The following is an 18,958-nucleotide window of genomic DNA, read 5'->3' on the forward strand; positions in this document are numbered from 1 at the left end:
ATTTCGGGGGCCGGGGCAAGGCGATGACGTCAGGCTACTGATAAACCGCCGGACGCCGGCACGGGCCTTGGACAAAGGCCCCTTCCCAATCCCGGAGCAACGGGGTTGCGGATACGCCCCGCGTGCAACACACAGGCGTAATGAAACAGCCGCTCCTCGCCCTGCTCGCCGTCGCCGCCGCGCCTGCTCCCGCAACGGACCCCGCTGCGCTCCATGCCACGATCGCCAAGCTGGTGAGCTTCGGCACGCGCCATACGCTCTCCACGACGACGGACCCGGCGCGAGGCATCGGCGCGGCCCGCCGCTGGGTCGCGGGACGGTTCGCGGAGATCGGCCATGGCTGCGGCGACTGCCTCGCGGTCGAGACCATCGGCACCACCACCTCCGGCCCGCGCGCGCCCAATGGCGTTCGCGTGGAGGACGTCATCGCGGTCCAGAAGGGCAACGGCGATCCGGGGCGCGTCATCATCGTGCAGGGGCATATCGACAGCCGTGTCAACGACGTGATGGACGCCACCACCGATGCGCCCGGCGCCAATGACGACGCCTCCGGCGTGGCGCTGGTGATGGAGGCTGCCCGCCTGCTCTCCCGCGAGAAATTCCCCGCGACGATCGTCTACGCCGCGCTTTCGGGCGAGGAACAAGGCCTCTGGGGCGGCAAGCTGCTGGCGGACACCGCGAAGGCGCGCGGCTGGAAGGTCGCGGCGGTGCTCAATAACGATATCGTCGGCAACACCCACGGCATCGGCGGCGAGCATGTCGACGATCGGGTCCGCGTGTTCAGCGAGGGCATCGAGACGGCGGCGGACGCCGCGGGCGTGAAGCAACAGCGGGCGATCGGCGGCGAGGATGATTCCCCCTCCCGCGCGCTGGCGAAGGCGATCGTGCGCGTCGCCAAGGCTGACAAGAGCATCGGCCTCGACGTGATCGCGGTGCGCCGCCCCGATCGCTTCCAGCGCGGCGGCGATCATATCCCCTTCCTGCAGGCCGGCTATCCGGCGGTGCGCTTCAGCGAGGCGACCGAGGATTATGACCGCCAGCACCAGACGATCCGCACCGAGAACGGGCGCCGCTATGGCGACACGATCGAGTTCGTCGACTTCCCCTATCTCGCACGCGTGACGGCGCTCAACGTCGCGGTCATCCGCGAACTGGCGAGCGCGCCGGCGGCGCCCGCCGGGGTGTCGATCGCGGGCGCGCTCAGCGACGATACCCATGTCGCCTGGCAACCTGTGCCCGGCGCCGCCGGCTATCGGGTCCGCTGGCGGCGCGCGGACGGCTTCGTCTGGACCGACCAGCGCGACGTGCCGGCCTCCGCCACCTCGCTCGACCTCGCCCACGTCAACATCGACGATCATTTCTTCGGCGTGTCGGCGCTTGGCGCGACAGGCGCGGAGAGCCTCGTCACCTTCGCCGGCGTGCCGCCGCGCCCGGCTCCGGGGAGCAGCAAATGAAGCAGGCCCTGCTGGCAACGATCCTCGCCCTCGCGCCGATGCCCGCGATCGCCGCGCGCTATGAGCTTGCGGCAACGCCGCAAACGGTCGCCTGGGGGCATTATGACGCCACCTCGAAGCCGGTGCTCACCGTCAAGTCGGGCGACACGGTGACGGTCCACACGCTGCTCACCAACAGCCCGGCCGGCCTCGCCAAGGCCGGCGTGGCGGAGGCCGATATCGAGCCGGCGCTCAAGGCCGTGTTCGACGGCGTGCCGCAATCCGCGCGCGGGCCGGGCGGCCATATCCTCACCGGCCCGATCGCGATCGAGGGCGCGGAGATCGGCGATACGCTGGAAGTCCGCATCCTCAAGATCGATCTGGCGATCCCTTATGCCTACAATGCCTTCCGCTACGGCGCGGGCTTCCTGACCGACGATTTCCCCTATGCGCGGATGAAGATCATCCCGCTCGACCGGCAGGCGATGATGGCCCGGTTCGGGCCGGGCATCGACATACCGCTCCACCCCTTCTTCGGCAGCATGGGCGTGGCCCCGCCCGCCTCCTTCGGCCGCTACGACAGCGCGCCGCCGACGATCAACGGCGGCAACATGGACGACAAGGCGCTCGTCGCCGGAACCACCCTGTTCCTGCCGGTCCATGCGCCGGGCGCGCTGTTCCAGGTCGGCGACGGCCATGCCGGCCAGGGCAATGGCGAGGTCGACATCACCGCGCTCGAAACCTCGCTGACCGGCACCTTCCAGTTCATCCTGCACAAGGGGGAGAAATCCCCCTATCCGCGCGCCGAAACGCCGACCCATTATATCGCGATGGGCTTCGACGACGATCTCAGCAACGCCACCCGCAAGGCGCTGCGGAACATGATCGACTTCCTCGTCACCACCAAGGGCATGACGCGCGACGACGCCTATATGCTCATCAGCGTGGCGGGCGATGTCGAGATCACCGAACTGGTCGACCATAACAAGGGCGTGCATGTGACGCTTGCGAAGGATCTTTTCACGCGCCGCCAGTGATATCGGGCGATCAGCGCATTGCGCCGGATGAAGCGGCATCGGTTTTTGGTCATCGACGAGGAGGGGCTGACATGAATCCGATATCCGAAGCCGGGCTGTCCGTGCCCGGACGCGGCTCGCTCCCCGGCGCGATCGTGGAAGCCACGATCGCGGCCGGCACGCTGGACATCCTTTCGGCCTTCGGTTTCGCGGGTCTGGCCGGCGTGGGTCCGGCCGCCGTCCTGCATTTCGTCGCGAGCGGCCCCTTCGGCGACAAGGCGCTCCAGGGTGGCGGCTGGGCGTTTGCGGGGATCGTCGTCCACTATGCGATCATGGCGTGCATGGTGACCGCCTATGCGCTGTGCGCGCGGCGGGTGCCTGCGCTCGTCCGTCATCCGGTGCGCGCGGGGCTCGGCTACGGCGTCCTGCTGTGGATCGTGATGTATTGGATCGTGAGGCCGCTGCGCTGGCCGGACATGCCGCTTCCGCACACGGCTTATGGCATCGGCAACGCGCTGTTCTCGCACTGCATTCTCGTTGGCCTGCCGATCGCGCTCATCGTCTCGCGCGCGTTGCGCGGCGGCGTGGCCGCCTCGCCTTCAGTCGCGATCGGGCGCGCCGAGCGGGAATAGCGGGCGGTAGGGCCTCGCCTCGTCGACGCAGCGCCTGATGCCCGGCCGCGCCAGCAGCCGCGCGCGATAGGCGGCAATCGCCGGGAATCGATCCCCGATCGGATGCACCCAGTCGGCGTAGAACAGCGACGGTCCGGCGGCGCAATCGGCCAGCGAGAAGGCACCGCCCGCCGCCCAATCGCGCGTCGCCATATGGCGATCACACCATGCATAGGCCGTATCGAGCATCGCCCTCGCCCGGTCGACGCCATAGGCGTCGCGCTGATCGTCGGGACGCAGCGCATCGCCGACGATCGTCTGCATCGGCGTCATCACATAATTGTCGAACAGGCGGTCCAGCATCCGCACCTCGATAGCCGCGATGCGATCGTCGGGCACGAGGCGCACCGCGCCGGGATGGGCCACGTCGAGATATTCGATGATCGCGGTCGCCTCGGCGATAGCGCGATCGCCATCCACCAGCACCGGGAATTTGCCCACGGGCGACAGCGCCGAGAACGCCGCGCCATTTCCCGGATGATCGGGGCCGAGCGTGCGGAAGGCGAACGGCGTGTCATTCTCGTAGAGCGCGATCAGCGCCTTCCAGGTGTAGGACGAGAAGGGATGGCCGAAAAGCTCCAGCGACATCCTCAGCCCTCCATCTTCATACGCTGTTGCCGCGCCTTCTCGCGCTCGCCCGGCTCGATCGTCAGGAAGCTGCCGGTGCGGACCGCGCCATCGGGCTCGTAATGCGCGATGATCGTCCCCTTGGGCGAGACGCTGTGCCGGACGAGCCTGAGCGAACGGGGTGGCGTGCCGGCGCCGAACAACCGCTTGCCGCTGCCCAGCACCAGCGGATAGGTCAGCGTCGTCAGCCGGTCCAGCAGGCCGGCCTCCAGCAGCGCGGGATAGAGCGTGCTGCTGCCCTGTATGATGAGATCGGGGCCGTCGCCCTGCCTGAGCTCGGCGATCGCATCGATGCTGGCGAGCCGGTGGCTGTTCTCCCAGTCGAGCGGGTCTTGTCCGCGCGTCAGCACATATTTGCCGGCGCGGTTGAAGGCGTCGGCGATGGGCGCCTCCTCGCCGGAGACATAGGGCCAATAGGCGGCGAAGATCTCGTAGGTCTTGCGGCCGAGCAGCAGGTCATAGGCGCCGCCGAACAGCTCGCCGATCCACGCGCCGGTCGCTTCGTCGTCGAGCGGCCACAGCCACCCGCCAAGTTCGAAACCGCCGGTCCAGTCCTCCGAAGGCCCGCCGGGCGCCTGCATCACGCCGTCGAGCGACTGGAATACGCTGCCGACGATCCTACGCATCGGCCGCCTCGCCCCGGCGCGCGGCCTCGATCGTGGCGATATCGATCTTGCGCATGGTCATCATCGCCTCCATCGCCCGCCTGGCGGCGGCGCGATCGGGATCGGTGGTCGCTTCGAGCAGCACGCGCGGGGTGATCTGCCAGGAAAAGCCCCAGCGATCCTTGCACCAGCCGCATGCGCTCTCCGTGCCGCCATGGCCGATGATCGCATTCCAATAGCGGTCGGTCTCTTCCTGATCCTCGGTCAGCACCATGAAGCTGACGGCTTCGTTGGGCTTGAAACGCGGCCCGCCATTGAGCCCCACGAACGGGCGGCCGAGCACGGTGAAATCGACCGTCAGCTCCATGCCCCGTTCGCCGCCGGGAAAGTCGGTGGCGGCGGCATGGGCGGCGCCCACATGGCTGTCGGGAAAGACGCTCGCATAGAATTCGGCCGCCCGGCGCGCCTCACCATGATCGAACCACAGGCACGCGATCATCCTGTCCATCATGCCTCTCCCTGCTGGCTGCGCCATCGAGCCCATGATCGAACGACCGATGCGATGGAGTCCACCCACCAAGTATCGCGCGATCCGCCCATCCCGGACGATAGCCGCGGAAACGCTCTTCGCGTGCATGAAGTTCAAAATGGAAGGTTGCCCAACGGCTTCGGCGCGGAACCTCAGCGATAGAGCGCGGCGATCGCCTCCGGGGCTCCGGCATCGAGATCCTTCAGGTGCTTCAACCGCTGCATATCGTGCATGTCATCCTCCATTGTTGACCCGAACAGGCATTGGGCGAGCCCGGTCGATCTTCCGGCGGATAAGCCCGTCAATCGAGAACGGCCCGGCCCCGCCCAGGACGAGCGCCGCAAGGCCGCCGAGGTAAAGCAGGTCGCATTCATAACCCGGCTGGCCGAATTGCGCTCCAGCCGGGCCGAAGGATTGCAGTTTGATCGAACTGAAGCCGTTGGGGAGATGGACGGTGAAGATCGCGACCAGCAGAACGATGGCCATCGGAATGCTGGCCAGCGCAACGAGTCCGCCCAGCAGCACCGCCAGGCCACCGAAAATCTCGATCAGCACCGTGGCCCACGCCAGCACGGACGGCAGGGGCATACCCATGGCCTGGAGGATATGCGCGAACATCTCCACCCCGCGCCCGAGCTTCGCGAAACCATGCTCCATGAAGCCGTAGCCGACGATCAGGCGCAGCGGGATCGGCGCCCAGCGTGCGAAGTGGTTTCTTCCGAAGCCCTGCAATCCCTGCATCACCACCGACATTCTTCGCCCTCATATTCTCCACTCCGACCATACGCAGGGCATGTGGCTGTGGTTACAGGCGAGGCTGCGCGACCGAGGCCATCGATCGCGCACGGCCCGTTCGCCTGCCGGGGGCAGGTCGATCAGCGCGCCTGCCCCAGACCGGTCGCGGTCCAGTAGATTCCGCCCAACAGGTGGGTCAGATATTGCGGATCGCGATAGGCATCGCCTTCATGGCCGAGCGTGGTGACGAACACCCGGCCCTTCTCATAATGATGATACCAGGCGACGGGATGATCCTTGCCCATCGCCTTCGCCACCTGGCCCGGCCAGATTTTCGTCGGATCATAGCTGGTTTCGTCGACGTCCAGCACGGGGTGGATCTGGACGTCATGAGGATTGGTGGTCGGATAGAACTCGTCGCTCCAGATCCAGCGTTCGGGGAGCCCGTAGGTGGCGGGGAACCCCTTGTCCGCCACGGTCACCACCCCGGTCTGCAACATCGGATGGGCGCCGACCGCGCGACCGACGAGCTTTTCGTACCAGACCCAATTGTTCGCCGGGATGATCGCAGCGCGATGCACGACGATCGCATTGCCGCCGGCGCGCATATAGTCCTCGAATTTCCGGCGCTGGGCGGAGTTCAACTCCTCAGCGGGCGTGTTCAGGAACATCACCACCGCATATTGCCGCAAGTCGCCGTCAAATGCCTCCACCTTGCTGGTAAAGGTTACTCCGAAGGAATGCTGTCGGGCCATCTTTTCGAGACTATCCCGAGCAATGGGAATATATTCGTAATGATATTTGCTCGGCACCGCCAGGACCAGCATCTTGAATTGATCCTCGGCCCAACTCTTCGTGGAAACCGTCAGCGCGACAATGGCGGCCAGAACCCGGACAGCGCGTTTCATGAGCATCTCCTCTTCCGAACCGCGCCGCATATGCCAATTTGTGCGACAAAATGAACAGCACATATCCGCCATGCCGCCACAAATGAGGCGACAAGGCGATGCCGCGGCGGGAGGCTGGCGGCGTAAAGACTGCGGGAACTGCTGTCCTGCCGGGTCTTACATTCCCGATTGCAACACATCGCAATGAAATTGCAGCTTGGATACAAACGCCGTTGCAATCTCAACAAGGCTTGCTCACCCTCTCCGCGACGGGGGCGACGACGGGGACAGAGCACCTGATCCGCGCGGCAAAAGCCCCTGCAAGACAAGGGGTGTTTTCTCATGAAACAGGCGTATTTCCTTGGTCACACCGGTTTCGCTGCGCTGAGTCTCGCGCTCGCGGCCGGCCCCGCCCTCGCACAGACGGGCACGCCCGACGCACCGCTGAGCGTGGCGCAAACCGGCACCGACGCTGAATCCTCGAGCGAGATCATCGTCACCGGCTCGCGCATCCGGCACAGCCCGCTGGACCAGCCCTCCCCCGTCACCTTCGTCGACCAGAAAGACATCGCGCGCACCGGCCTGAGTTCGATCGCTGACGTGCTGCAACGCCTGCCGGGGTCCGCCGGCGGCCTCAACACGAAGAGCAACAATTCAGGCAATCTCGGCAATCCGCCGGACGGCGGCGGCGTCGGCGCGGGCGCGTCGGAGATCAATCTGCGCTATCTCGGCTCCAAGCGCACGCTGGTGCTGGTGGACTCGATGCGCTTCGTCAACGGATCGTCGGCGTCGGGCATCCCGGCCTCGGTCGACCTCAACGCCATCCCGCAGGCCGCGATCGAGCGCGTCGAAGTGCTGAACGACGGCGCGTCAGCGATCTACGGTTCGGACGCGATCGGCGGCGTGGTGAACATCATCACCAAGACCAAGCAGGACGGCCTCGAAGCCAGCGCGCAGCATGGCGTCTTCAAGGAAGGTGACGGCTTCACCCAGAATTACGACATCAGCTATGGCTTCGGCATCAAGAGCACCGGCACCGAGATCATCGTCGGCGGCAGCTATGTCAGCCAGAAGCCGGTGTTCGCCGGCGATCGCACCTTCTCGGAATTCCCGGACCCGTTCCTGACCGAATGCAATTCGGGTTGCAGCTCGGCGACGCCGAACGGCCGCTTTCTGGTTCTGGGGCAGAACCTGACGGTCAAGGCTCCGATCACCGGCATCCCCACGCTGGCCGACTATCGCGATTTCACGACGCCGGATCGCTATAATTTCCAGCCGACCAACTATCTGCTGACGCCCTACAAGCGTTATTCGGCCTTCGCGAATGTCGAGCAGCCGCTCGGCGACGACATCAAGTTCAGCGGCAAATTCTTCTTCAACCGCCGCCAGTCCGCCAACCAGGCGGCGCCGCTGCCGCTGTTCATCGGCCCGGATTCGGGCAACGGCAACCTGCTCGACAACATCACGATCGACGGCAGCAACCCGTATAACCCGTTCGGCACGCTAAGCGCCGCGCCGGGGGCGAGCAACTACAGCTTCGTCGCCCGCCGTCTCGTCGAGGGTGGCCCGCGCCATTACGCGCAGACCGTCGACAGCTATTACGGCACCGCGACGCTGAGCGGAAAGTTCCAGTTCCTGTCGCACGACTGGTTCTGGGATGTGAACGGCATCTACGGCACCAGCCGCGCCCAGCAGTCGGTCAGCGGCAACGTCAACGCGGCGAAGGTGCAGCAGGCGCTCGGCCCGATCGCGGACTGCACCGATCCGTGCGTGCCGCTCAACGTGTTTGGCGGCGCCGGCACGATCACGCCGGAAATGTACAACTTCATCGCCTTCACCCAGCATGATCGCTCGATGCAGCGCCTCTGGGACGGCACGGTCAACCTCACCGGCTCGCTGTTCGATCTGCCGGCGGGGCCGGTCGGCATCGCGCTCGGTTACGAGCATCGCGACCAGAAGGGCTCCTTCACGCCAGACCCGATCATCCAGGCGGGGCTCGGCGCCGACATCCCCGCCGCGGCCAGCGCCGGGCATATCAAGGCCGACGAAGTCTACGGCGAGTTGTCGGTCCCCGTCCTCAAGGACAAGCCCTTCTTCGAGATGCTGAACGCCTCGTTCGCGGCGCGCTATTCGAACTATTCGAGCAGCGGCTCCAAGGCGACGGTGAAGGCGGGCGCGGACTGGAAGCCGGTGCATGACCTGCTGCTGCGCGGCACCTATGCGCAGGGCTTCCGCGCGCCTTCGATCGCGGAATCCTTCGGATCGCCCTCGCGCTTCGACGATCCGGCGACCGATCCCTGCAACGGCGTGCAGACCGGCGTGTCGCCCGCCAACCTGGTGGCCAACTGCTCGGCCAACGGCGTCACGCCGAACGGCAATTACGGCCAGAACAACGAGCAGTTGCCGGTCTACACCAGCGGAAACCCCGCCCTGAAGCCGGAAACCTCGCGAAGCTGGGTGGGCGGCGCCGTCTATTCGGCGTCCTGGGCCAGCGCGTGGGCGCGGACGCTCACGCTGGAGGCGAGCTATTACCATATCAAGGTGAAGAACGCGATCGGCGCGGTCGACACGACCTCGCTGCTGGAAGCCTGCGAGGTCAATGGCGATCCGCTGAGCTGCTCGAAGATCCACCGCAGCGCCACCGGGCAGATCATCCGCATCGACGGCATCCTCCAGAACCTGTCCAGCCTGAAGACCGACGGGCTCGACATCAACTTCAACTATCGCTCGCCGGAAACCGGCTATGGCAGCTTCGGTTTCAACTGGCAGAACACCTTCACCTTCAGCTTCGATCAGATCCAGCCGACCACGGACGGCAATGTCCGCATCAAGCGCGTCGGCACGGAATCGGGCAGCCAGGCCTATCCGCGCTTCAAGTCGACCGCGACGACCGACTGGACGCTGGGCAGCTTCACCGCTTCGCTGACCGGGCGCTATCTGAGCGGCGTGACCGAGAGCGGCGGCTCCAACCCCGGCCACACGCTCGGCCGGCGTCTCTATGGCGACCTGCTGCTGAGCTGGGACACCAGGCTGGCGCATGACGCCGTCACCTTCTCGGTGGGCGTCAACAACATCGCCGGCACCGCGCCGCCGGCCTGCTATAGCTGCCAGCTCAGCAACTATGATCCGGCCGTATATGATCTGCCGGGCCAGTTCTTCTACGCCCGCGTCGGCCTGAAGCTCTGACCCCGAGGGCCAGCCGCCGGCTTCGGTCGGCGGCTGGTTCTTTTCCGACGGCCCGCTATCGTGCGGCCATGGTTGCGATGAAGATCCAACAGGCCCGTGAGGCGATGCGCGCGGGCCGCCTCGATACCGCCGTCGCGACGGCGCGCGACGTGCTTTCCGCCGAGCCCGCCTCCGTCGACGCCCTCGAAATCCTCTCCCTCGCCGCCCGGCAGAAGGGGGACACGGCGGCCGCCGAGCGCGAGCTGCGCCGGATCATCACGATCGCGCCGGATGCCGGCTGGGCGCGCGACGATCTCGCCCGGCTGCTGCTCGACACGGGACGCGCGGCCGAGGCGGAAGCCGAAGTCCGAGAGACGGTGGCGGTGTCGCCCGCGAACGCCGATGCCCATACGATGCTCGGCGCCTTCCTGTCCGGGCGGGAAGCGCTGGTCGAGGGCGCGTGGCATCTGCGCCGCGCCATCGCGCTCGCCGGGCGGCATCCGCACTTGCTGCTCAACCTCGCGCGCAACCTGATGCGGCAGGGCGCGCTGGAGGAGGCCTCCGCCCTCGCCGCCGAAACCTCCCGCGCCCAGCCAGGCCTGCTCGCAGCGGCCGTGCTGACCGTCGAGATCGCCGAGCAGGCCGGCGACCTCGATGCCGCCCACCGCGCGATCGAGCAAGCCGCCCGCCTCGCCGCGCGCGAAGGACGAGACGTGCTGCTGCTCCGCGCGACTTTGCTCTCCCGCGACACGCGCTGGGCAGAGGCGCTGACCCTGCTCGACCGACAGCCCGCGATGAGCGGCGCCGCGCTCCTGCTGCGTGGTCGCCTGCGCGACCGGGCAGGCCGTTACGAGGAGGCCTGGAGCGACTTCATCAACGGAAAGGCCGCGCTCTCTGCCGCCACCGGCCGCCGCTATGATGTGCATGGCGTGGAGGCGCACTTCGCCCGGCTGGCGGCGATGCGCCTCCCTGAAACACGACAGGTCGGACGGCGCGACGGGCCGCAACCGCTCTTCATCCTCGGGATGCCACGCTCGGGTACGACGATGACCGAACAGCTCCTCACCAGCCATTCCCGGATCGCGGCTGGCGGCGAGTTGCCCTTCACCGCCGAGCTACGCGATTTCGCCGGCCGGATGCTGGGCGACGGCCAGCCCTTTCCCCATGGCCTTCACAAGCTCGCTGCGGCGGACCATCGCCATATCCCCGCCCTGCTCCGCGACTTCTACCTTGCCCGCGCGGATGTTTACGGCCTGACGCAGCACGGCCCCGCCTTCTTCACCGACAAGATGCCGCTCAACGAAATCTATCTGCCGCTGCTCCACCTCGCCTTCCCGGAAGCGCCGATGGTCGCGGTGCGCCGGCACCCGCTCGACATCCTCGTCTCGGTGATGGCGCACGACATGACGCACGGCTTCGATTGCGGTTATCGGCTGGAGGATGCCGCGCATCAGTTCGCCGCCGCATTCGCACTGACCGGGGGCTATCGCGAGGGGCTCGGCCTGTCGCCCCACATCTTCGCCTATGAGCGTTTCGTCGCCGATCAGGCGGGCGAGACGGAGCGGTTGATGGCCCATGTCGGCCTGCCCGTGGAGCCCGCGCAGGCGCGCTTCCACGAGAGCCGCCGCCACGCCCCCACGCCCAGCTATGCGCAGGTCCGCGAGCCGCTGCACGATCGCTCGATCGGGCGGTGGAAGAATTATCGGGCGCAGCTCGGGCCGATCCTCCCCATCGTCGAAACGGCGATGGAGGCTGGCGGATACGACGCCTAGATCTTCAGATACCAGCCGCGCCGGTCCATCGACGCGATCGGCCACCAGACCAGCGCCGTGAAGAGCAGCACCGGCGCCAGCGCGGCGATCTGCGTGCCCGTCACCGGCGCGAGCTGGCGGAAGGGCCATTGCAGCGCATCCGACAGCAGGATGATCGACGCGACCTCGTGCAGCGCATAGGCCGCGATGGCGTTGCGCCCGAAGCTGCCGAGCAGCCCTCCCTTCCCTTCCGGCGCATCCCGCCGATCGCGGAAACGATGGAACCCCGCCAGCAGCAGCAGCGCGATGCCGGCGGTCAGCAGCACGAAGCTGCTCGTCCAGAGATTCTTGGCGATCGGGAACACCAGCCCCCAGACGAGCCCGCCCGCGATCATCGCCAGGGCCGCCAGCGCCATCCGCTTCGATGCCTCGCCCGGCGGCAAGGCCCGCCTCAGATAATCGCCCACCAGCGTGCCGATCAGCGCCTCCGCGATGGTCGGGATCGTGCTGAGCAGGCCTTCCGGGTCATAGCCGTCCGGCCCCTTGACGAAGCGCAGCGTGCCGAGCGCCGCACGGTCCACCCAGGAGGCGAAATTATGCCCCTGCACCCAGATGTCGGTCGGCAGCCCGTCCGGCGAGGGGATCAGGCAGAGCGGCCAGTAAAGCAGCAACAATGCCGCCGCGATCCCCGCACGCACCCGTGGCGTCGTGATCGGATAGAGCAGCGCCGTCACCGCATAGACGATGCCGATCCGCTGCAACACGCCAGGCAGGCGCGGATGATATTTGGCGCTCGTGTAGAGCCAGAACATGTTGGACAGGAACAACCCGAGCAGGATCAGCCGCCCGGCGCGCAGCAGCACGCGCCTCGTCTCCGGCGCCGTTCCGCGCGACGAGATCGCCACCGAGACGCCCACCATCAGGATGAAGGCCGGGAAGATGCTGTCCGCGATGGTGAACCCCGCCCAGTCGGCATGGAGCAGCAGCGGGAAGACCGGCCCGTCGTGCTTCTGCACGCCCGCCGTCGAGTTGACGATAATCATGCCCAGCACGGTCAGCCCGCGCAGCAGATCGAGCGAGACCAGCCGCCGTCCGGCGCGATCGTGCGGATGGCGCGGGCCGGTGGCGGTGGGCGCATCGCTCATGCCGCCAGCCCCCGGCCGATCGATTCCGCACCGTCGAGCAGCAGATGGAGCGCGCCGTCCGCCGTCCGCGCCACGCCGCGCAGCCCGAGCCGCCGGAGTGCCGGCTCGTCGATCCGCGCGGGTTCGGCGAGGCGCAGCATCAGGCGGCTGGGATTGGCCGCGACGTCGAGGATGTTCGCCCGTCCGCCGAGCGCGTCCAGCCATGGCGCGGCGTCGACTGTCGGGCCTGCCCGCACGGGAACCTGCACCTCGACCGGAGCGACTTTCGCCAGCCCGCCCGCCGCGCCGCGCATCTCATCGGCCACCATGTCGGCGATCGGACCAAGCACCACCTGCAATGCCTGCGCCGAAGGGCGGACGAAGCCCTTGGCGCCGAGCGCCCTCAACCGTGCCTCGTTCGCCCCCGCCTGATCGCGGACCACCAGCCGCAGCCGCGTGGTGCAGGCGTCGATCGAGACGAGATTGCCCGCCCCGCCCAGCGCCTCCACAAAGGCCGCGCCGCGCTCGACGGGCTGCCCCGCGTCCACCGCCGGGGCTCCTTCCTCCTCGCGGCCAGGCGTGGGGATGTCGAAGCGCGCGATGGCCCAGCGGAACGCGCCATAATAGAGCGCGAAATAGGCAAGGCCGATCGGCACCAGCAGCAGCGGGCGCGTCGCCTTGGGGAAGTTCAGCGCATAATCGAGCAGCCCGGCCGAGAAGGTGAAGCCCAGCTTCACGCCCAACAGATCCATCACCACCATCGCGAGGCCGGTCAGAAGCATATGCAGGCCGTAGAGCGCGGGCGCCAGGAACATGAAGCTGAACTCGATCGGCTCGGTCACGCCGGTCAGGAAGGCGGTCAGCGCCATCGAGAGCAGCAGGCCGCCCACCGCCTTGCGCCGCTCGGGCAGCGCCGCGCGATACATGGCGAGGCAGGCGGCGGGCAGGCCGAACATCATCACCGGGAAGAAGCCCGACATGAAGGCCCCCGCCGTCGGATCGCCCGCGAAGAAGCGGTTGAGATCGCCGGTGCTCCCATGGAAATCGCCGACGATGAACCAGGCGACATTGTTCAGGATGTGATGCAGCCCGGTGACGATCAGCAGACGGTTGAGAACACCATAGAGGAACAGCCCGAACACGCCCGAATGGATGACCCCGGCGCTCAGCGTGTCCATGCCGCCCGCGATCGTCGCATAGGCGAAACCGATCACGGCGGCGAGTACCAGCCCCGCCAGCCCGCACACGATCGGCACGAAACGCCGCCCGCCGAAGAACGAGAGATAATCCGGCAGGCGGATGCCCGACCATCGGTTATACGCGCCCCCCGCGATGACGCCGGAGAGGATGCCGATCGGCACGGAGAGCTTGGCGACGGCCTTGGTGCGGAAGGCCTCTGTGGCGAGCGCCAGCGCATCGGCGGGCAGGCCCGCGCCCGTCTCCGGCGGCACCGTCAGCAGCGTCGCGGCGCCCCGGCTGGCGACGAGGAAACAGACGATCCCGGCGAGCCCCGCCGCGCCATTGCCGTCCCGCGCGAAGCCCACCGCGATGCCGACCGCGAAGAGCAGGCCGAGATTGTCGAACACCGCCGCCCCCGCCGCCGCGACGAAGGGGATATTGAACAGGTCCGGCTGGCCAAGGCGGAGCAGCAGGCCCGCGATCGGCAGCACGGCGATCGGCAGCATCAGCGCACGGCCGAGCACCTGGAGCGACTGGACCGAAACCTTCATGCCCCCATCTCCTCCACGAACCGCCGGGCGAGCGCCCGCACCGCTTCCGCTCCGTCCGCCGCCATCGCCTCACGGGCGAGATCGCGGGCGGTGGCGCGGCTGGTCCGCCGCACACGCTCCTTCGTCTCGGCGAGGGCCGAGGGGGGCACGGAGAGTTCCGTGACGCCGAGCCCGATCAGGATCGGCACGGCCAGCGGATCGGCCGCCATGCCGCCGCACACGCCCGTCCAGCGATCACGCTTGCGACCTCCCTCCACCGTGGCCGCGATCAGGCGGAGGACAGCGGGATGCAACGCGTCGAGCTGCGACGCCACCGCCGGATTGCCGCGATCCATCGCCAGCGCATATTGGCTGAGATCGTTGCTGCCGATCGAGAAGAAGTCCGCCTCCACCGCCAGCGCATCGGCCAGCATGGCGGCGGCGGGCGTCTCGACCATGATGCCGAGCGACGGCGGCCGCTCCGCGATCCCCGCCAGCATCGCCCTTACGCGGCGCACCTCGCCGGGCTCGACCACCATCGGCAGCATGATGCGGACATCGCCCTTCACGCGGGCGAGCGCGCGGAGCTGCGTCTCCATCAGCGCCGGCCTCGCGAGCCCGAGGCGCAGGCCCCGCAAGCCGAGCGCCGGGTTCTCCTCTGCCGGCATGGGGAGATAGGGCGCCGGCTTGTCCGCCCCGATATCGAGCGTGCGAACGATCAGGGGCTTGCCGTCGAGAGCGTCGGCGATCGCCTGATAGGTGGCGTGCTGTTCCTCCTCATCCGGCGGCGAGGGCCGATCGAGGAAGAGAAATTCGGTGCGCAGCAGGCCGCACCCCTCGGCACCCGCCTTTGCCGCGGCGTGCGCCTCGTCCAGCGAGCCGAGATTGGCGACGACCTCGATACGGACATCATCGCGCGTGATGGCGAAATCGTGCGCCCGCGTCTCCGCCTCGGCGCGGAATGTCGCGTGGCGGGCGGCATCGTCGCGCATCCGGGCGAGATGCTCGGGCGGGGGATCGATGGAGAGCGTCGCCGCGCCCGTGTCGAGCAGCAGCGTCGTGCCATCCTCGATCCGCATGACGTCGTGCCCCAGCGCGGCCAGCATCGGAAGGCCGAGGCCGGCGGCGATGATCGCGACATGGGAGGTCGGCCCGCCGCCGGCGGTGGCGATGCCGGCAAGCTTGCTGCCTGCCAGCGCCATGAGCTGCGAGGGCAGCAATTCCTCCGCGACGAGGATCGCGCCGGCCGGCGCCTCGATCATCGCGGGGGCGCCATGAAGGACGCCGAGGACGCGGCCCTCCAGATCGCGCAGGTCGTCGATCCGCTCGGCGAAGCGCCGGTCGCCCGTGCCTTCCAGCAGCGCGATGAAGCCGCCGACGGCCTCACGCCATGCGAAGCCCGCGCTCCGCCCGGAGGCGATGTCGCGCTCCGCCGCCGCGAGCAACTCGGGATCGGCGAGGAAGGCCTGATGCGCCGCCGCGATCGCCGCCGCCGCCCCCTCCTGCGCCTCGGGCTCCGCTCGCAGCGACTGGAGCGCTTCGGCCAGAGCCCTGCGCTCCTGCTCGACGCCCTGCCCGCGCTCGGCCACGTCGAAGCGCTGCCGCACCAGTTTCCACGCCGGGCCGCTCGCCAGCCCCGGCGCCGCCGCGACACCGCGCAACTGGTCGGGGAGCGCCGCCTCGACCATCTTCTCCTCAACCAGCGCGGCAATGACGAGCCCTTCGCCCATGCCGCTCTCGATCAGCGCGGCAACGGCCTCCGCAGCCTGTTCCGCCTCCGCACCGGTCGCGCGCACCTGCAACCGCGCCCCGTGCGGCAAGGCGAGTGCCAGCATCGCCACGGGGCTCAGCGCCGAGGCCACCCGCCCCTTGTCCGCCACGATCTCCACCACGGCATCGAAACCCCGCGCGCAATCGGCGATCCGCGCGGCAGGCCGTGCGTGCAGCCCGTGGCGCAGCGACAGGATCAGCGTGCGCTCCACAGCCGGCCCGGCCGACCCTGCGGTCCGGCTCTCGCCCTCGCGTGGCGTGAGATCGAACAACGCTTCGCCGGTCACGATCATCCGGCCGACAGCAGGCACGGCCAACGCAAACGCCTCGCCATTGGTGAGGATGATCGGCGTGACGAGGCTCTTCGCCCGTCGTCCGACCGCGTCCAGATCGAAGCCGATCAGCGGATCGCCCACTGTCACCCGATCCCCTTCGGACACATGCGCCGTGAAGCCCTCGCCGCCGAGCGCCACCGTCTCCAGCCCGACATGGATGAGCAGCACCGCTCCCTCATCGCTCTCCAGCGTAACGGCATGGCGCGCGGGGTGGAGCGTCGCGATCCGACCCGACACCGGCGCGCGCACCAGCCCCTCCACCGGATCGATCGCGACGCCGTCGCCCAGCATCCGCTCGGCGAACACCGGGTCCGGCACGGCGTCCAGACCGGTCAGCCAGCCAGCCAGCGGGCTCGCGACCGCGAGGGTCATCGGTTCAGCGTCAATCGGTCGAGCAGCCACAGCGGGTCCGGTGCTTTCTGGGTGAAGGTCATGCAGAGATCGTGCGTGCCCTTGACGGGCATCGCAAGCGGGCCGGAGAGTGTCGTCACGCCATCCGAACGGGTGGCGGGCGCGAGCGGGATGCTGGCGATGCGCGGGCCGTCGCAACTATCCTGCCGCACTTCCAGTTCGCCGTCGGGCGTCTCGGGCTTGCGGAACTTCACCGAAGCGATGTCCGCCCCAAGCTGATAGTTGAACGGCACGCTCCCCACCTCGGCGTTGAGCGACCGCACGCCATCGAGCGGGGCTTTCGGCCAGATCCAGCACGTCTGCATCGCGTCGCCCCAAAGGATGCGCCGCACGCCGTCGGTCGCGCCGTCGTCCTCGATGCGGTCCGGCAGCTTGTTGGAGCACAGGTTCATCGCCGTCGCGGCGCGCGTAAAGGGGCTGGCGGCGTCGAAGCTCCAGCGCTGCGCGGTGCCGAGCGGCGTTCCGTCGAGGAAGGCCTGCGCCGCGATCCGGTTGGTGCCCGTGAAGGCGATCGGCCCGGCGTAGAGCGGTGACTTCGCGGTCGGCGCACTGCCATCTGTCGTGACGCGAACCTCGCCCATCGTGGCCGGCTGGACGAGCGTGATCGCGCCACCGTCAAGCTTCGCCTCCACGTCGAGCGGCGTCCGGTCATAGGCCCAGCCGAGCCTCTGCCAGCGCGCCAGCTCCGGCTGGAGCCGCCTTATGAAGCCGGCCCAGTCGCGTGTACCCGCAGGCGACCAGCCCAGCTCCGCCAGCACGGCGGCGCGCGGCCAGATCATCCGATCGGCGAAATCCGTGGTGCGGACCCGCTCGGTCCACAGATTGACCTGAACGCCCAGGATATGCCGCCGCTCTTCCGCGCTCAGCGCGGCCGGTGCGGTGTCGAAATCATAGAGCCGCTTCCAGCTCACGATCTCGCCGCGACCGGGCGGCTCGTCGGGGGAATCGCTCTGCCGGTTGTCGAGATAGAACACCGGCGCGGGCGCGAGCACCGTGTCATGCCCGAGACGCGCCGCCTTGAGCGCGCCATCCATGCCGCGCCACGACATCACCGTGGCATCCGCGGGCACGCTGCCTTCGAGGATTTCGTCCCAGCCGATCAGACGGCGACCGTGCTTTTCCAGATAGTCGCCCAGCCGGCCGGTGAACCAGCCTTGCAGCGCCTCCTCGTCCTTGAGGCCGAGCGTCTTGATGCGGGCCTGCGCGCGCGGATCGGACTTCCACTGGCCCTTGGGCGCCTCGTCGCCGCCGACATGGATGTAGGTGCCGGGGAACAGCGCCATCACCTCGTCGAGCACATTGTCGATGAAGGTGAAGGTCGAATCCTCGGTGTTGAGCAGATTGGGCAGGATGCCCCAGTCCGAACTGGGCACCTTGGGCGGATTGGGGGTCGAGCCCAGCTCGGGATAGGCCGCCACCATCGCCGTCGCATGGCCCGGCATATCGATCTCGGGGACGATCGTGATGTGCCGCGCCGCCGCATAGGCGACGATCCGGCGAATTTCGTCCTTGGTGTAGAAGCCGCCGTAACGTACCGGCTGCCCGGTCTTGGGATCACGCCCCGCCGCGCCGACGGGAGTACGCCATGCGCCGATCTGCGTGAGGCGCGGATAGCGGTCGATCTCGATGCGCCAGCCCTCGTCGTCGGTCAGGTGCCAATGGAAGACATTGAGCTTCTCCGCCGCCATCCGGTCGAGCAGTTGCTCGACATAGGGCACCGGCTGGAAGTGGCGGGCGCTGTCCAGCATCACGCCGCGCCAGGCGAAGGCCGGCTGGTCCTCGATGCGGACGGCGGCGATGCGGCCACCCTTCGCAGAAGCGACAAGCTGCCACAGGGTTTCAGCGCCGTAGAAGAGTCCGGCGTCCCCGCTCGCCCGGATGGTGATGGCCTTAGGCGTCACCTCCAGCCGATAGGCCTCCTCGCCCGCCACGGAGGCATCGCGGATGAAACGCACCCCGCCCGACGGGCCGGCGCGGAACTTCTCCCCGTGTCCCTTCGCGACAAGATCGAGGAAGCGCTCCCGCGCCGCCACCGTCCCTTTGTCGGCGGGATCGGCGGAAAGGATGAGCCCCTCGCCCGCAAGCGCGAAGCTCCCCTCGCCCGCCACCACGGAGGCCGGCATCGGCAGAAGCGGTGGCGTGGAGGCCGCCGCTGCGGCCCCCGTTGCAACCAGTGGAGCCAAGGCAACG

At 68.2% G+C, this 18,958-nt stretch carries 14 protein-coding genes; 5 read left to right on the forward strand and 9 right to left on the reverse strand.

The window, feature by feature from the left end:
- The first annotated feature begins 140 nt into the window (after positions 1 to 140).
- The 3 genes from FHS98_RS04325 to FHS98_RS04335 all read left to right on the forward strand — a co-directional run bounded on the left by FHS98_RS04325 (position 141) and on the right by FHS98_RS04335 (position 3,081).
- Entirely contained in the window at positions 141 to 1,454 is a 1,314-nt protein-coding gene (locus tag FHS98_RS04325) for a M20/M25/M40 family metallo-hydrolase (protein WP_167100569.1), read from the forward strand.
- Positions 1,451 to 2,470 (forward strand): acetamidase/formamidase family protein, encoded by a 1,020-nt coding sequence (locus FHS98_RS04330; protein ID WP_167100573.1) that lies wholly within the window; start codon positions 1,451 to 1,453, stop codon positions 2,468 to 2,470. The genes FHS98_RS04325 and FHS98_RS04330 overlap by 4 nt, the downstream gene beginning before the upstream one ends.
- Before the next feature lie 71 nt (positions 2,471 to 2,541).
- Positions 2,542 to 3,081, forward strand: a complete 540-nt coding sequence (locus FHS98_RS04335; protein ID WP_167100577.1) for a hypothetical protein — start codon at positions 2,542 to 2,544, stop codon at positions 3,079 to 3,081.
- Here the strand turns inward: FHS98_RS04335 and FHS98_RS04340 are convergent.
- The 5 genes from FHS98_RS04340 to FHS98_RS04360 all read right to left on the reverse strand — a co-directional run bounded on the left by FHS98_RS04340 (position 3,049) and on the right by FHS98_RS04360 (position 6,524).
- On the reverse strand, positions 3,049 to 3,708 hold the full coding sequence (locus FHS98_RS04340; RefSeq protein WP_167100580.1) for a glutathione S-transferase family protein: 660 nt from the start codon (positions 3,706 to 3,708) through the stop codon (positions 3,049 to 3,051). The two genes, FHS98_RS04335 and FHS98_RS04340, sit on opposite strands and share 33 nt — an antisense overlap.
- Before the next feature lie 2 nt (positions 3,709 to 3,710).
- Positions 3,711 to 4,373, reverse strand: a complete 663-nt coding sequence (locus FHS98_RS04345; protein WP_167100583.1) for a dihydrofolate reductase family protein — start codon at positions 4,371 to 4,373, stop codon at positions 3,711 to 3,713.
- Entirely contained in the window at positions 4,366 to 4,863 is a 498-nt protein-coding gene (locus FHS98_RS04350; RefSeq protein WP_208402015.1) for a VOC family protein, read from the reverse strand. The genes FHS98_RS04345 and FHS98_RS04350 overlap by 8 nt, the downstream gene beginning before the upstream one ends.
- Positions 4,864 to 5,115: 252 nt before the next feature.
- Entirely contained in the window at positions 5,116 to 5,634 is a 519-nt protein-coding gene (locus FHS98_RS04355; RefSeq protein WP_243847859.1) for a DoxX family protein, read from the reverse strand.
- A gap of 122 nt (positions 5,635 to 5,756) precedes the next feature.
- Complete coding sequence (locus FHS98_RS04360; protein WP_167100586.1) at positions 5,757 to 6,524, reverse strand: ThuA domain-containing protein; 768 nt, start codon at positions 6,522 to 6,524, stop codon at positions 5,757 to 5,759.
- Between the two features lie 321 nt (positions 6,525 to 6,845).
- On the opposite strand from FHS98_RS04360, the gene FHS98_RS04365 reads away from it, so the two are divergent.
- Both FHS98_RS04365 and FHS98_RS04370 read left to right on the forward strand, forming a co-directional pair.
- The gene (locus tag FHS98_RS04365) at positions 6,846 to 9,689 is read left to right on the forward strand and encodes a TonB-dependent receptor plug domain-containing protein (RefSeq protein ID WP_167100589.1); all 2,844 of its coding nucleotides are present in this window, start codon (positions 6,846 to 6,848) and stop codon (positions 9,687 to 9,689) included.
- A gap of 77 nt (positions 9,690 to 9,766) precedes the next feature.
- Positions 9,767 to 11,440, forward strand: coding sequence for a tetratricopeptide repeat-containing sulfotransferase family protein (locus FHS98_RS04370; RefSeq protein ID WP_167100592.1), 1,674 nt, complete (start codon positions 9,767 to 9,769; stop codon positions 11,438 to 11,440).
- Here FHS98_RS04370 and FHS98_RS04375 read toward each other — a convergent pair.
- The 4 genes from FHS98_RS04375 to FHS98_RS04390 are packed head-to-tail and all read right to left on the reverse strand — an operon-like array spanning position 11,437 to position 18,951.
- Positions 11,437 to 12,564, reverse strand: coding sequence for an acyltransferase family protein (locus FHS98_RS04375; RefSeq protein WP_167100595.1), 1,128 nt, complete (start codon positions 12,562 to 12,564; stop codon positions 11,437 to 11,439). The genes FHS98_RS04370 and FHS98_RS04375 overlap by 4 nt on opposite strands.
- A complete protein-coding gene (gene nagE / locus FHS98_RS04380) occupies positions 12,561 to 14,273 on the reverse strand; it encodes an N-acetylglucosamine-specific PTS transporter subunit IIBC (protein WP_167100598.1) in 1,713 nt (570 codons plus the stop codon). Before nagE ends, FHS98_RS04375 begins: the two co-directional genes overlap by 4 nt.
- On the reverse strand, positions 14,270 to 16,729 hold the full coding sequence (gene ptsP / locus FHS98_RS04385) for a phosphoenolpyruvate--protein phosphotransferase (protein WP_167100601.1): 2,460 nt from the start codon (positions 16,727 to 16,729) through the stop codon (positions 14,270 to 14,272). The genes nagE and ptsP overlap by 4 nt, the downstream gene beginning before the upstream one ends.
- Positions 16,726 to 18,951, reverse strand: a complete 2,226-nt coding sequence (locus FHS98_RS04390) for a family 20 glycosylhydrolase (RefSeq protein WP_243847860.1) — start codon at positions 18,949 to 18,951, stop codon at positions 16,726 to 16,728. Before FHS98_RS04390 ends, ptsP begins: the two co-directional genes overlap by 4 nt.
- Positions 18,952 to 18,958 lie beyond the last annotated feature (7 nt).

Source organism: Sphingomonas oligoaromativorans (assembly GCF_011762195.1).
In the GTDB taxonomy this organism is placed as follows: domain Bacteria; phylum Pseudomonadota; class Alphaproteobacteria; order Sphingomonadales; family Sphingomonadaceae; genus Solisphingomonas; species Solisphingomonas oligoaromativorans.

Excerpts from the sequence above, each read along its gene's own strand:
- FHS98_RS04325 (WP_167100569.1), top strand. The coding sequence starts at position 141 with ATGAAACAGCCGCTCCTCGCCCTGCTCGCCGTCGCCGCCGCGCCTGCT.
- FHS98_RS04330 (WP_167100573.1), top strand. The coding sequence starts at position 1,451 with ATGAAGCAGGCCCTGCTGGCAACGATCCTCGCCCTCGCGCCGATGCCC.
- FHS98_RS04335 (WP_167100577.1), top strand. The coding sequence starts at position 2,542 with ATGAATCCGATATCCGAAGCCGGGCTGTCCGTGCCCGGACGCGGCTCG.
- FHS98_RS04340 (WP_167100580.1), bottom strand. The coding sequence starts at position 3,708 with ATGTCGCTGGAGCTTTTCGGCCATCCCTTCTCGTCCTACACCTGGAAG.
- FHS98_RS04345 (WP_167100583.1), bottom strand. The coding sequence starts at position 4,373 with ATGCGTAGGATCGTCGGCAGCGTATTCCAGTCGCTCGACGGCGTGATG.
- FHS98_RS04350 (WP_208402015.1), bottom strand. The coding sequence starts at position 4,863 with ATGATGGACAGGATGATCGCGTGCCTGTGGTTCGATCATGGTGAGGCG.
- FHS98_RS04355 (WP_243847859.1), bottom strand. The coding sequence starts at position 5,634 with ATGTCGGTGGTGATGCAGGGATTGCAGGGCTTCGGAAGAAACCACTTC.
- FHS98_RS04360 (WP_167100586.1), bottom strand. The coding sequence starts at position 6,524 with ATGAAACGCGCTGTCCGGGTTCTGGCCGCCATTGTCGCGCTGACGGTT.
- FHS98_RS04365 (WP_167100589.1), top strand. The coding sequence starts at position 6,846 with ATGAAACAGGCGTATTTCCTTGGTCACACCGGTTTCGCTGCGCTGAGT.
- FHS98_RS04370 (WP_167100592.1), top strand. The coding sequence starts at position 9,767 with ATGAAGATCCAACAGGCCCGTGAGGCGATGCGCGCGGGCCGCCTCGAT.
- FHS98_RS04375 (WP_167100595.1), bottom strand. The coding sequence starts at position 12,564 with ATGAGCGATGCGCCCACCGCCACCGGCCCGCGCCATCCGCACGATCGC.
- nagE (WP_167100598.1), bottom strand. The coding sequence starts at position 14,273 with ATGAAGGTTTCGGTCCAGTCGCTCCAGGTGCTCGGCCGTGCGCTGATG.
- ptsP (WP_167100601.1), bottom strand. The coding sequence starts at position 16,729 with ATGACCCTCGCGGTCGCGAGCCCGCTGGCTGGCTGGCTGACCGGTCTG.